The organism is Paenibacillus sp. EKM206P, assembly GCF_011066155.1.
Lineage (GTDB): Bacteria > Bacillota > Bacilli > Paenibacillales > Paenibacillaceae > Paenibacillus > Paenibacillus polymyxa_D.
In genome coordinates this window covers 165,464-179,307 of record NZ_JAAMNQ010000007.1, presented here as the reverse complement: position 1 = coordinate 179,307, position 13,844 = coordinate 165,464, and the positions used below count along the sequence as shown (strand labels likewise).

The window sequence follows — 13,844 nt, the reverse complement described above, 5'->3', positions numbered from 1 at the left end:
CTCACCTCTCTTCCAGACCAATCCAACTCGCCATTCTTCCTGTGACGCCGCCTTCTTTGCGATATGAAAAAAACAAATCGCTACGGCTACTCGTGCATAAGGTAGTACATTCGATATGGCTCGGCAATATTCCTGCTTTCATCATAATGTGTCGATTGCATTGTTTCAAGTCAAGTAGTGTTTTACCGTCGGCTAAGGGGAAGTAAACACAACCTTCCCATTTATCATTACCCGGGCAATCATGCTCCAAAACCCGAATTTGGTTCATCACGTGCTCATCCACCTCATAGGATTCAGAACCAATGGAAGGACCAATAGCTGCTAGTATATCAGACGGCTGAGATCCATATTCGTTTTGCATGGTCTGTACCATTTTCAATGCGATTTCCGCAACGGTTCCCTTCCAGCCTGCATGCGCCAACCCAATCACACGGCGCACTGGATCACAAAAATATAAGGGTACACAGTCTGCATAAAAAGACGTCAGCAAAATGCCAGGTACATTCGTCAACAGTCCATCTGTGTCCTGAAAAGCGGATGCACGATCTATAAAGCCCCGCCCGCGGTCAGTAGCCTTGACCACAGCAACATGATGACCATGAACCTGCTCACCGCACGTCCATGCTTCAGCAGCAAAACCAAGTTGCTCTGCAATGAGCCGCCGGTTACGAATGACTTTCTCGGGGTCATCCCCTACATGAAACGCACAGTTTAGACTAGCGTAGGGTACCTCACTGACACCACCATGACGACCTGTAAAACCCGCTGTTAATCCCTGAACCTGCCGCTCCCAAGATTGAATATATAACAACTCCGGTACGGGACGTCCGCCATCTTGCATTGGCATAGCTCCCGTAGCCTCGGTATTCACTACAAATGGTTCCATTCATTCTCACCTCTACTGCCCAGTGTACCAAAAAGCCGCCGCTGTGTCTTCACAACATACTAAATTACGTGTCCCTCTTGTTCAAAAGACCCGTCGGTCATTCCGCTCCTGACGTTCGATATACGGCTTTTCCTCCCTTTCATCCGGTGGCTCATGCAATCCCTCCAATCGAACAAGCACAACATCCGAACCAATTTTCACAATGTTGCGCCACGGAATAACCAATTCGCTTCCCCCTCCAAACCAACCCATAAAACGGCTACTGCCTGGAACCACAATGGCTTCAATTTTCCCCTGCCGCACGTCAATCTCCAGATCACTGATTTGTCCCAGACGTCGCCCATCTACAATGTTAATGACATCCTTGGTTTGAAACTCGGAAATTTTCATGGCTCTTACTGACGTTTCCGGTGCACTCACACGCATCACATCCTTTAATTCACTATATGAGCGAAAGAGCCCAAAAAATGTCCTGTAAACGCAAAAACGATCCGGATAGGATCGTTTTTATCGCTGAATCATTCAAGCATTCATTTCATTAGGACTTTACATGTTTTTGCATTTGCTGAATAGCCGACTTCTCTAATCTTGAAACCTGGGCTTGAGAGATACCGATTTCGTCGGCAACCTCCATTTGCGTCTTTCCTTCATAAAAACGCATAGACAATATCATCTTTTCACGCTGGCCCAGGCGATGCATCGCTTCTCGCAGAGCGATTTCCTCAATCCATGAGACGTCTTTATTTCTGTCATCACTGATCTGATCCATCACATAGATTGGGTCGCCCCCGTCGTGATATATCGGCTCGAACAGCGAAACCGGATCCTGAATTGCATCCAACGCGAACACAACATCTTCTTTAGGCACATTCAGTGCCTCTGAAATTTCAAAAATCGTTGGTTCCCGCGAGTTCAGATTCGTCAGACTGTCCCGCACCTGAAGCGCCTTATATGCAATATCCCGTAACGAACGGGATACACGGATCGGATTGTTATCCCGCAAATAACGGCGGATCTCTCCGATAATCATCGGCACCGCATAAGTGGAGAACTTTACGTTTTGCGAAAGGTCAAAATTATCAATCGCCTTCATTAGGCCGATACATCCTACCTGAAACAAATCGTCCACAAACTCTCCCCGATTGTTAAATCGTTGAATCACACTCAGGACGAGTCGGAGATTGCCGTTGACCAATTTTTCTCTGGCTGATCGTTCATTATTTTGCTGAAGTGATGTGAACAACTCGCGCATTTCTGCATTGGTTAATACCGGCAGTTTGGCGGTATCCACACCGCAAATTTCCACTTTGTTTCGGGTCATCGTGTCTTACCTCCCAAGGAGCAACATTAATGTACATTATCTCCTGAGGGCATTTTTTTATTCGCCGTTTCCATCGCTTCCGGATATACCCATGCATTATACCATTTTATTAAATTCTTTTCGTAAGCGCTTTATTATTCGTTTTTCCAGACGCGAAATATACGATTGCGAGATACCCAACAGGTCAGCAACATCCTTCTGTGTCTTCTCTTCTCCGTCTTGTAAGCCGAAGCGCAGCTCCATAATCAAACGCTCTCGATCCGTCAACTTATCCAGTGCTTTATGCAATAATTTACGGTCTACCTGCTCTTCAATATTACGGTAAATGGTATCATTTTCCGTCCCCATCACATCGGAAAGCAACAACTCGTTACCGTCCCAATCAATATTCAGAGGCTCATCAAAAGAAACTTCCGTTCTTGTTTTACTATTGCGACGCAAATACATCAAAATCTCATTCTCAATGCATCGGGACGCATAGGTGGCAAGTTTGATTTTCTTTTCCGGATCAAAAGTGTTAACCGCTTTGATTAGTCCAATAGCACCGATGGATACGAGATCTTCAATGTTGATGCCCGTATTCTCAAATTTGCGGGCAATATATACGACTAACCGCAAATTTCTTTCGATTAGCATCGACCGTACTGCCGCATCTCCAGAAGAAAGTTTTCCCAGCAAATATTCTTCTTCGTCTCTCGTCAGCGGTGGGGGGAGCGCCTCGCTGCCGCCAATATAATAAATTTCTTCACTTTTCAGCCCAAATAAAAATAAAATACGATAATATTGCAGTTGCAACGCTAGCCTAATTTTCATCTTCAATTTCATCTGTTCCCGCATATCATTCTCCCCCTTTTAAAAATGTGCAATTCCATCTGTGCTCCGTCCATTTCACCAATGGATGTTTCTCATTGCCTTCAAACATCATTTTGTGTTATGCTCCATCATCCTGATTCTGTAAAATGTTCACTCAAATGTGCATCTCGTTTCTGGTTGGTATCAGCACTGCCCCCTTCTTGTGCCGTCACATCCGGGTGGATGATGGCGCGATACTTACCCTCTGCTGACAATGTTCCCCCGTCCAAGCCAATCAACACTCGATGATGTACAAAATGAACCCCATTCATCACCACCTCTACCCGGTCTGGTTTAAGGGCAAGCATAAAGGAATGACTGCGGTTAATTCCACGATAGGGGACGAGACGAACACGATCCTGCCAGCTAAACGATTCGTCTCCCAGTTCCATCACCAGTTGGTCAGCATTACCCTCAGAACATTTTTGGAGCCAGGAAGCGGGCAAATACGACTCCCACAATGCTGCCTCCATGACCATCACCGGGGTTCGGGTCAAAGGATCATGGAGCTGGTTACCTGTATCCAACAAGCCTGTACACTCAATATGATCCTGCCCAATCCACACCTGCACTTGTCCCAGAAACCCACTCATCCTTTCTGTGCGCTGCTTTGAGGACTGCACAATTCGAAAGAAAAGCATCACTCCGCCAAATGCGCATAAAATAAACCAGAATGCAATTTTCAGTTCAAAAGACATTCCTCCTGAAGCGGTGTACCAGATGCCATTAAACAGTTCCCCTGTATTTTGGAGAAAATAATGCATCCCCAAAATGCCACCTGCAGCTACAAAATTAATCATGTAAAAGGCACCCATTGTACGAAGATACTTTTGCATGCTGCAAAATCCAAAAGCCACCAGCAGCATTATGACCGATAATGCCAGTTTGATCAGGAACGTAAATAAAAAGGACAGTTCCGGCACAAACATCATGACCACGTACATTGCGCCGATTCCAGCTGAAGCCATCAACCTCCACCACACCGGACGGATTTTTCTCATCCAAGCGGTGACCATCAGCAGCACAGCATCAATGAACAAATTGGCCAAAAAAATCAAGTCGATATAAACAACCAAGGCTTCACCCGCCCAGCGTTTGCAGGATAGGCTTAAGTATAGTAGTCATGCTGTTCAAAGTCTGTCTAACGGTGGGGACGGTGACCGACTAATTTTGTCGGAAAGAGGAGAAGCACCTGAACTGCAGGATACATAAAACAGAAAGAAGCCCGCATCTCCAGGGAGAATGCGGGCAGTCTGAATTGAAACTAGTTATCGTTATTATTATTGCGCGAACGGTTACGTAAAAATGTAGGAATGTCTAATTGATCACTGCTTTGAGTGTTACCAAATGGACGCAAGTTAGGAGAGCCTTTTTCCGCCGATTCGGAAGTAGCCGGGTTAGCTGCCGGTTTACGTCCCGGTGCCGGTTGACTTGGCTTGCCTTCAAAGCCAGTGGCAATGACGGTAACCTTGATCTCTTCTTTCAACTCTTCGTCAATGATAGCACCAAAAATCATGTTTACTTCCGGATCGGAAGCCGATGTTACAATTTCAGCTGCCTCATTAACCTCATACAGAGACAGGTTGTTGCCGCCAGTGATGTTCATAATCACACCACGAGCACCTTCAATGGATGTCTCCAACAACGGGCTCATGATCGCCTTGCGTGCTGCTTCAGCCGCACGATTTTCACCAGTTGCTTCGCCAATCCCCATCAAAGCGGAGCCACGCTCCGTCATGATCGTCTTAACGTCAGCAAAGTCAAGATTGATTAGACCCGGTACAGCGATCAAATCTGAAATACCTTGTACCGCCTGACGCAGAACATTGTCCGCTTCACGGAATGCTTCCAACATCGGGGTTTTCTTGTCCACAATTTCAAGCAAGCGGTCATTCGGGATTACAATCAAAGTGTCTACTTTTTCTTTTAATCCCTCAATACCAAGTTCAGCTTGATTGGAGCGCTTACGCCCTTCAAACGTGAACGGTCGGGTTACCACGCCTACAGTCAGCGCGCCGCATTCCTTGGCAATTTCAGCAATGACAGGAGCCGCTCCGGTTCCTGTACCGCCACCCATTCCCGCCGTTACGAATACCATATCCGCACCTTTGAGCGTATTCATAATGAGCTCACGCGACTCTTCAGCCGCTTTTTTACCCACATCCGGGTTAGCGCCGGCACCCAGACCGCGGGTCAGCTTATCGCCAATTTGAAGCTTATGCTCAGACTTCGCTAAATGAAGTGCCTGGGCATCTGTATTGACTGTAATGAACTCCACACCCTGAACACCATTTTCGATCATTCGGTTAACCGCATTGCTGCCGCCGCCTCCGACGCCGATCACTTTAATTTGAGCCAAGCTCTCCATTTCAAAATCAAATTCCAACATACTATTCCATCTCCCCCTCAATGTGCATGGATGGCCCGTCCATGATTGGCATAATTAGCAATGAACGTTATATAAATTCACTGAACATATTTTTTAAGCGTTCAATCAACCCCTGCTTTTGCTCGCCTTCCGCAACGGGACTACTGCTTTTGGTTCGGTTAGTCGGCTTCTTGGCACTTCCGCCACTGTTGCTAACGCTAGTCGATCTTCCGCGATAGTAACGAATAGCATTATGCAAGATTCCTACTCCGCTCGTGTAGCCCGGATCCCTTACACCGATAAAATCAGGTACGGCGATCCTTACGGAAGCGGCCAGTTCGCTTTGTGCCACCTGAAGTACACCAGGCATGGAGACGGTGCCTCCGGTAAGTATATAACCTCCCGGAAGCTCTGTGTAACCCAAGCGCTTAACTTCCGCCTGAATGAGTTGAAAAATTTCCTGCACTCTCGGCTCAATAATAGCAGCCAAATCCTGCTGGTTGAACTCCTTATCCACATTACTGCCGATACGTGTCACTTTAAAGACGACATCGACTGCCGCATCATCATACCATGCGCAGCCGTATTTAAGCTTTACTTTTTCGGCTTGATCGGTAAGGGTTCTCAGTCCGTAGGCAATATCATTGGTTACAAACTCTCCACCAATCGGTAGTGTTGATGTGGCAACAATCGTTCCTTCCTGGAAAATGGCAACATTCGTAGAACCTGCACCAATATCCACCAGAACTGAACCCATCACCTTTTCATCCTTCGAAAGAGACAATTGTCCGGCTCCAAGAGGCAGCAAGACCAGATCTTTAATCCTCAAGCCAGCTTTCTCAACGCAGCGCAACAGATTATGTATCGGGGTCTTGCCTCCAGTAACAATCGTAGCCTCTACTTCGAGACGAACTCCAATCATACCGCGAGGGTCCTGAATGCCTTCAAGGCCATCAACGACGTACTGCTTGGCTACCACGTCAATAATTTCTCTCTCCGGTGGTACGGCAATAACTTCAGCTGCCTTCAGTACACGCTCAATGTCCTCCTCACCGATTTCACGGTCCTCGTTGGACACGGCTACTACGCCATGACTATTTTGCAGGCCAATATGATTGCCTGAAATCCCCACATACACTTCTGTTATTTGAATACCAACCATGCGTTCTGCGTGATCCACGGCGTTACGGATTGATTGCACGGTTTGATCAATGTCTACAATTGCACCTTTGCGAATCCCTTCCGAGTCGGCAGATCCAACTCCAATAATATTAAAGGTTCCATTATTCATTTCCCCAATAATAGCCCGAACTTTGGATGTACCGATGTCCAAACTAACAATGATGTCATTGTTGCTCAAGTCTGTGGCACCTCCTGACTCCAAAATGAATTTCGTTCTTTAAACACACTCTGTACATATTCAACAAACTCCATGCTTTCCCTCTTTTTTCTACAAATTTTTTAGAAGCCAATTTATGGTTGCAGTCACATAAAAATTTGAAGAAAAAAGAAGGAGGCAAGTCTATTACCCATAAAATCAATTCTAGCATTTTTTCACATCACTGAGTAGTATCTTTTTCTTGGCTCTCTTCACTCGTATCTGGTTTGAACGGAACGTAGGAATCCGCCTCCAACATGGTGATCAAACCTGGATCTTCTGTTTCTAGCACCTGATTCAAATAGCTGATTTTAGAATTCAGTAGAGAAACGGTTGTTATAACCTCAAACTGGGAACGTGTATACATTTTGATGCGGTCCGGAAAAGAAGGAATCGGCGCAGGAATGATTTCCGAAATATCGGCAGTCCATTCCCCCGGAATGCGTGATAAAGCATCACACAGCTTCGCTTTGTACGGATCATCAGATTTCCATTTGGTCAAAATAGGCTTCTCAACGGCTATTCCGCTACTCCCCACGCTCACGCTTGTCCCATTCGCTAGAATAGCACGAAGGCTCCCGTCACTCTGCAACTCGTAAGCGACCGTAGCAAACTCTTTAATGTGAATAGCAATAATACCCGGAAACTGCTTGTCCACTGTGACTTGCTGTATCGATTGAATTTCCCGCAACTTCTCAGAGATGTCAGATGAACTGACTCCGAAATACTGATCTCCAACAGCCAGACCGCTTCGGTTAAGAAGCTGGTCTCGGGTCGAAAATACATTACCATCAAAACGAATTTCAGAAACCCGACTCAACGAAGAACGGAAAAAGAGAACAGCGAGCAATACGATAAACAACAAAATGAGAAGAATAGCAATCTTTCGGCTTGTTCTTTTTTTCGTTCTGTTCTTTTTAAGAACAGGTATTTGAGCATTTGGCATAGCTTCTCTCCACAAAAGCCTCTTGTCCCCCCGTTAATGGAGGGACATTACAGGCATTAATTTACGAAATCCAGTTGCTCCGGCACCGGAGACTGACGGCTCATTCGGGCACCCAGTCCCTGAAAAAGACGCTCGATCCGGTCATACCCTCTGTCAATATGATGAACCTGCTCGACAACGGTACGTCCTTGAGCCGCTAGACCCGCTATGACCAGCGCAGCCCCTGCCCGCAGATCGGTAGCCTCTACCGTAGCCCCGTACAGACGTGAAACTCCTCTTATAAAGGCAGCATTTGCATCAACCGTAATATCAGCACCCATTACATTTAGTTCATCCACATGTTTGAATCGGCTTTCGAAGACGGTCTCTTTCATGACACTGAATCCGTCCGCCAAAGAAAGCAGAACCATGACCTGAGATTGCAAATCCGTCGGAAAAGACGGGTAAGGGGAGGTAACGATCCTCTCCACTGCTTTGGGACGACTCATACAACTTACGGTCATTATATCATTCAAGATGCCGACTTGAACACCAGCCCGCCTGAGGACATGAATCAGAGCAGACAAGTGGGATGGATTGCAGTGTGTCAACGACACACTTCCTCGTGTAGCTGCAGCTGCGATCATAACCGTTCCAGCAACTATGCGGTCAGGAATGACCTCATACGTACACGGATTGAGGCAACTGACCCCCGTAATTGTAATCGTGTCGGTTCCAGCACCGATAATGCGGGCTCCCATGGCATTCAAGAAGTTTTGTAAATCCTGAATCTCCGGTTCCCTCGCTGCATTGGTGATCGTTGTTCGTCCTTCAGCCAACACAGCGGCCATCATAATATTTTCCGTTGCACCTACACTCGGGAAATCCATGTGGATGTCCGAGCCGATCAGCTTGTGGGCTCGAAACGTAATTTGCTCGTCTTTTTCCTCTATCTCTGCGCCAAGAGCTTTTAAGCCCTCTAGGTGAAGATCAATTTTGCGCTCGCCTATGGCACAGCCTCCGGGCTGGTAAATAGAAACTTCTCCATATCTGGCGAGCAGCGGTCCCATCAGAAAGATAGATGAGCGCATTTGCTTCATCAAATCTTCCGGAATTTGGAACGTTCGGACGGACGACGTATCCACGTATACCGTTTCCTCTTCATGTCGGCATGTACAGCCGAGTCTTTCAAGGATGTGCAGCATGACCTTAATGTCTAAAAGATGGGGCACATTCCGAATTTCTACCTTACCTTGTGCAAGTAAGCTCGCTGCAAGAATAGGTAGTGCCGCATTTTTTGCCCCATGGATACGTATGGTGCCTGACAGGGGACGGCCTCCCTCAATCACCAATTTGTCCAATGTATCACCTCCGAGTTTACCGCTCACCCACTACGAAAACCTCCGGAACTAGCTTGATGCCGGTTTGAGATGATATTGTACTTTGAATATGCTTCATTAGGGTAAGCACGTCCTCTGCTGTCGCTTGACCGGTATTTACAATGAAATTGGCATGCTGTACAGATACCTCTGCGCCTCCCGCCTTCAAGCCCTTGAGACCTGCGCTCTCAATAAGACGGGCAGCATAGTCTCCTGGAGGATTGCGGAACACGCTTCCTGCACAAGCTAACTGTAGCGGCTGAGTCAGCCGACGGCGGTCTTTAAAAGCCGCAAGCGCTGCTGAAATTTCCTCGCGGTCGCCCCGCTTCATCCGAAACACTGCCTCTGTCACCATTCCACGTTGCTCATGCAACACGGAGTGACGATAGCTGAAATGCATATTCTCGGCATCATACACAGCCAATTCCCCTGTATCCAGCACAATCTCAGCGGACTGGAATATTTGTGACACATCAGACCCATGGGCGCCGGCGTTCATGTAGACAGCCCCACCGACCGATCCTGGGATACCACCAGCAAATTCAAGACCGGATAGGCCCTGTTTGCTGGCCATAACGCACAGTTTGACCAGTGAAACGCCTCCTCCAGCAACGATCTGTTCATCTTCAAAATGAACATAATCAAATCCTGGTCCCAGCTTGATCACAAGTCCCCGTATCCCTTTGTCAGAGACGAGCATGTTGGAGCCCCGCCCCAACTGCATCCAGGGAATTCCGTGCTCGCTAGCCAGCTTCAAAACTCTTGCCAGCTGCTCTTTGGTATCCGGGATGACAAGTGCATCCGCAGGGCCTCCAATCTTCCATGTCGTATATTTGGACAGCGGCTCATGCTCCAGCACTTTTCCGATATCATGCTCCGCTAATAATGGCATCCATTGCTGCATTGTACTGAAACCTCCTTGTTGCTTGCCCCGCATGGTTATAAGGCTCTCACCTGACAACCGGCAGCCTGAGTGATGGTCACAATCTATAGGGTATCCTATGTAAATACCATCCGGTGTGTGACAACCGCCCAATTCTACGCTGCAAACTACCTTTTACGGGCAAGACGTTCCATTTCTTTTACTAAAATATCCGCTGAGTCAGGCTTGCCAAGCGCAGACGCCGACTCCGCCATGCGACTCCGCCATGCCGTATCCTTCATAATTCCCGCTATAGATTGAAACAGGGCAGGGCCACTCAGTTCTTTTTCTACAATCATGACGGATGCGCCTGCCTTTTCAAGGGTACGAGCATTAGCCTCCTGATGGTTATTCGTCACATTAGGTGATGGGATCAGAATGGACGGAATGCCGAGCGATGTAATCTCTGCCAAGAAGGACGCACCTGCGCGATTAACAATTAAAGAAGTACAGGCCAGCACCTCTGGCATATTGTGAATATAGGGAAGTACATGTAGATGATTGGGCAATGAGCCGATCTGATTCCGTATGCTATCCAGCGTTTGCTCGTAATAAGATTCACCGGTTACATATACAAAATGGACGTCTTTCAGTTGCGAAAGTTGCGGAGCCATTGCAATCATGGCGTCATTAATGGCCTTCGCTCCCCTGCTGCCACCGACCACAAGGACAACTGAGCTGTCCATCGGAACCCCAATCGTAGCAAATCCCCGATCCCGGTTAGCCAAACGAACTGTTGTAGCACGCGGGTTCCCGGTGTAAAGTACATTTTTAGCTTTGGGAAAAGCTCCTTCTGAGCCTTCAAAGCTAACAGCCACTGTATCCACATAGCGACTCAGAAATGTATTAGTCAGCCCTGGAATTGCATTTTGCTCATGAATAATGCTGGGAATTCCCAACTTGGAAGCTGCATAAACGACGGGGCCACATACATATCCCCCAGTTCCAATAACGACATCTGGCTTAAATTTCTTTAATAATGCTTTGGATCTGCGAACCCCTTTGAAAAAACGCATGATCGTTTTTATATTTTCCACAGACAAGCTGCGACGAAATCCTGTGATATCAATAGCCTCAAATGGAATTTTTTCCTGAGGAACCAACTTACTTTCGAGTCCTCGTTGACCGCCAATGTATAAAAATTCAGCGTCTGGATCAATCTCTTCGCACTGTCTGGCTACGGCCAACGCCGGATAAATATGCCCTCCGGTGCCGCCGCCGCTCAACACGACGCGCATAAACGTTCACCTCGCATAACGTGATAAATTTAGTAAAATGCCCAGAGCAGTTAGCATTAAGGTCAGAGAAGAACCTCCATAGCTGATTAAGGGCAGTGTTATTCCTGTCACCGGCATTAAACCGATAACGACACCAATATTAATGACGACCTGTACGGCGACCATTGCGACAATACCCACCGCAAGCAAACTACCATAGGTATCCGGAATGGTTATAGCGACACGCATTCCTCTCCACACGAGAACCAAAAAGAGCCCCAGCACTGTCATTCCACCGATAAAGCCAAGCTCCTCCGCCAAAATGGAAAAAATAAAATCAGTCTGCGGCTCAGGAACGTAGCTATATTTTTGTCGACTCATGCCGAGTCCCAAGCCCGCCAGCCCGCCAGGACCAATCGCATATAGCGATTGAATAATTTGATAGCCTGCGCCAAGCGGATCGGACCAAGGGTCCAGAAAAGCTGTGATGCGCTGGAGTCGATAAGGCGCAGCTGCAATCAGTGCAGCAAACCCCGCTGCTCCCGACAGAGCCAGCAGACCGAGATGCTTCATACGCGCGCCTGCCGTAAATACGATGAGCATGGACGCTCCCATCATTACCGTACCTGTGCCCAAATCGGGCTGGAGCATAATAAGCCCAAAAGCCAGTCCCATGAGTCCAAGCGGCGGCAACAGGCCACGCGTAAAAGAGCTAATATCATAATCAGGACGACTGAGCCAACGAGCGAGAAAAAGAATCATACCCAGCTTCATAAACTCGGAAGGCTGAATGCCGAAAGAGCTAATACCGAGCCAGCTTCGTGCCCCGCCTCTTACTACACCAATGCCGGGAATTAATACGGCAACCAGCAGCGCTAGACAGATCAACAATACGACCTTGGCATATTTCTGCCAGACCCGGTAGTCCGTTCTGGCAGTAAAGTACATCGCTACTAGGCCGAGCCCCGCAAACAGCAATTGTCGCTTAACAAAATAGTAGGAGTCCCCGTACTCGTGAAAAGCGAGGACGGCGCCCGCACTATATACCATAACCATGCCGATGGCTAATAAGCTTACAATACAAACGAAAAGCCATAGATCCGGCGCTGGACGAGACTGCTTCATCAGGAGGCCACCCCTTGCATAAAAGTAGGGGCTTATCCAACCCCCCTACTTACAATTTATGCGCCGCCTCTTTAAAAATACGTCCACGCTCTTCATAGGATCGGAACATATCCCAGCTTGCACAGGCGGGTGAGAGTAATACCACATCTCCCGTCTCAGCAAATTCAGCAGCCTTGTTCACAGCCTCCACGAGCGTAGCGGCGGCACCCTCCCCATTATCGACGACCTTGACATGCTCTATTCCGGCCTGCTTGGCCCGCTCAGCCAGCTTATGCCGTGTCTCACCCAGGAGCACAACGGCTTTCACACCTTCCTGTAAAGAAGGTACGAGCTCTGTATAATCAGAGCCACGATCCAACCCTCCGGCTATGAGTACAATAGGCTGCTTAAAGGAAGATAAGGCCATCATCGTTGCTTTCGAATTGGTTGCTTTGGAATTATTGTAATAAGCTACACCAGCGTGTTCTAAAACATATTCAAGCCGATGTTCTACGCCGCGAAAAGTACTTAATGGTTCCGCCAAATTTGCTGGTTCTGCGCCTGCAGCAATGGCGATTGCGCAGGCAGCAAGAGCATTTTCTACGTTAAAACGACCCGGAAGTCCAATCTCAGCTATGCCTATAATGGGATGCAGCACACCATTTCCATCGCGGTATACGATACAACGTTCAATATCGTCCGTCACATCCGGTATGTATGGCGGATCAGCGAACAACCCTTCCTGCAAACGTTCTGTCGTAGAGAACGGAAGCAGCTTCGCTTTTATATAGGGTACCAGCTCCCGGCAGACGGGGTCGTCCCAGTTCACCACCGCAGTATCCGCCGCCGTTTGATTGGCAAATAGACGCGCCTTGGATGCAACGTAGTCCTCCATGCCTCCGTGGTAGTCCAAATGGGTCTCTGCTACATTGAGCAGGCAGGCCACAGCGGGCTTGAAATCCTTTGTTCCTTTTAACTGAAAGCTGCTCAGCTCCACAACCATCCACTCATCCGACTTGGCGTCCACAGCCGCCTCACATAAGGGCGTACCGATATTACCAGCCACGATTGGATTCATGCCGGATGCCTCCAACAGCTTGCCTACCCAAGTGGTCGTGGTCGTCTTTCCGTTGGAGCCAGTAATTCCGATGATCGGAGCTTTACATAGATGGTAGGCGACCTCAACCTCGGTCACAACCTCAATGCCGAGCTCGACAGCTTTCTGTACGGGAAGGGCCGTATAAGGAATGCCTGGATTTTTGACAACCAGCTTCACTCCAGGATGAATCAACCCCTCTGGGTGACCCCCGCATAAAACGGAAATTCCCAAAGCCTCTAATTCAGAAGCTTCGGGACATTGTTCCCTATCTTTTTTATCATTGACTGTCAGCTTCGCTCCGGCCTGGTGCAGCACCTTGGCAACTTGCACACCGCTTTTGGCCAGACCGATAATGACGACTTCCTGATCTCTGTATGCGTCTGGATGATTCAT

The 13,844-nt window shown here is 47.9% G+C and carries 13 protein-coding genes; all 13 read right to left on the bottom strand.

What is annotated here, in order from left to right; all coding sequences use genetic code 11:
* Position 1 precedes the first annotated feature (1 nt).
* Entirely contained in the window at positions 2 to 886 is an 885-nt protein-coding gene (gene pgeF, locus G9G53_RS16460; RefSeq protein ID WP_165149101.1) for a peptidoglycan editing factor PgeF, read from the bottom strand.
* An 81-nt stretch (positions 887 to 967) separates the two neighbouring features.
* Positions 968 to 1,312, bottom strand: a complete 345-nt coding sequence (locus G9G53_RS16455; RefSeq protein WP_185156367.1) for a YlmC/YmxH family sporulation protein — start codon at positions 1,310 to 1,312, stop codon at positions 968 to 970.
* A 112-nt stretch (positions 1,313 to 1,424) separates the two neighbouring features.
* Positions 1,425 to 2,207, bottom strand: a complete 783-nt coding sequence (gene sigG, locus G9G53_RS16450) for an RNA polymerase sporulation sigma factor SigG (RefSeq protein ID WP_007431182.1) — start codon at positions 2,205 to 2,207, stop codon at positions 1,425 to 1,427.
* Between the two features lie 96 nt (positions 2,208 to 2,303).
* A complete protein-coding gene (gene sigE, locus G9G53_RS16445; RefSeq protein ID WP_013311082.1) occupies positions 2,304 to 3,044 on the bottom strand; it encodes an RNA polymerase sporulation sigma factor SigE in 741 nt (246 codons plus the stop codon).
* A gap of 104 nt (positions 3,045 to 3,148) precedes the next feature.
* Positions 3,149 to 4,135 carry a sigma-E processing peptidase SpoIIGA gene (gene spoIIGA / locus G9G53_RS16440; RefSeq protein ID WP_165149098.1) on the bottom strand — a complete coding sequence of 329 codons (987 nt, stop codon included), beginning with the start codon at positions 4,133 to 4,135 and terminating at the stop codon, positions 3,149 to 3,151.
* Positions 4,136 to 4,323: 188 nt separating this feature from the next.
* Entirely contained in the window at positions 4,324 to 5,448 is a 1,125-nt protein-coding gene (gene ftsZ / locus G9G53_RS16435) for a cell division protein FtsZ (protein ID WP_013311084.1), read from the bottom strand.
* Positions 5,449 to 5,515: 67 nt separating this feature from the next.
* Positions 5,516 to 6,787, bottom strand: a complete 1,272-nt coding sequence (ftsA, locus tag G9G53_RS16430) for a cell division protein FtsA (RefSeq protein ID WP_039272246.1) — start codon at positions 6,785 to 6,787, stop codon at positions 5,516 to 5,518.
* Positions 6,788 to 6,986: 199 nt separating this feature from the next.
* On the bottom strand, positions 6,987 to 7,751 hold the full coding sequence (locus tag G9G53_RS16425; RefSeq protein WP_165149095.1) for a cell division protein FtsQ/DivIB: 765 nt from the start codon (positions 7,749 to 7,751) through the stop codon (positions 6,987 to 6,989).
* Positions 7,752 to 7,807: 56 nt separating this feature from the next.
* Positions 7,808 to 9,118 carry a UDP-N-acetylglucosamine 1-carboxyvinyltransferase gene (gene murA, locus G9G53_RS16420; protein ID WP_185156366.1) on the bottom strand — a complete coding sequence of 437 codons (1,311 nt, stop codon included), beginning with the start codon at positions 9,116 to 9,118 and terminating at the stop codon, positions 7,808 to 7,810.
* On the bottom strand, positions 9,108 to 10,013 hold the full coding sequence (gene murB / locus G9G53_RS16415; RefSeq protein WP_029517752.1) for a UDP-N-acetylmuramate dehydrogenase: 906 nt from the start codon (positions 10,011 to 10,013) through the stop codon (positions 9,108 to 9,110). The genes murA and murB overlap by 11 nt, the downstream gene beginning before the upstream one ends.
* Before the next feature lie 146 nt (positions 10,014 to 10,159).
* Positions 10,160 to 11,269: an undecaprenyldiphospho-muramoylpentapeptide beta-N-acetylglucosaminyltransferase gene (gene murG / locus G9G53_RS16410; protein ID WP_165149089.1), complete on the bottom strand. Its 1,110-nt coding sequence runs from the start codon at positions 11,267 to 11,269 to the stop codon at positions 10,160 to 10,162.
* A 6-nt stretch (positions 11,270 to 11,275) separates the two neighbouring features.
* Complete coding sequence (gene spoVE / locus G9G53_RS16405; protein ID WP_029517754.1) at positions 11,276 to 12,373, bottom strand: stage V sporulation protein E; 1,098 nt, start codon at positions 12,371 to 12,373, stop codon at positions 11,276 to 11,278.
* 49 nt (positions 12,374 to 12,422) lie between these two features.
* Positions 12,423 to 13,844: a UDP-N-acetylmuramoyl-L-alanine--D-glutamate ligase gene (gene murD, locus G9G53_RS16400; RefSeq protein WP_165149086.1), complete on the bottom strand. Its 1,422-nt coding sequence runs from the start codon at positions 13,842 to 13,844 to the stop codon at positions 12,423 to 12,425.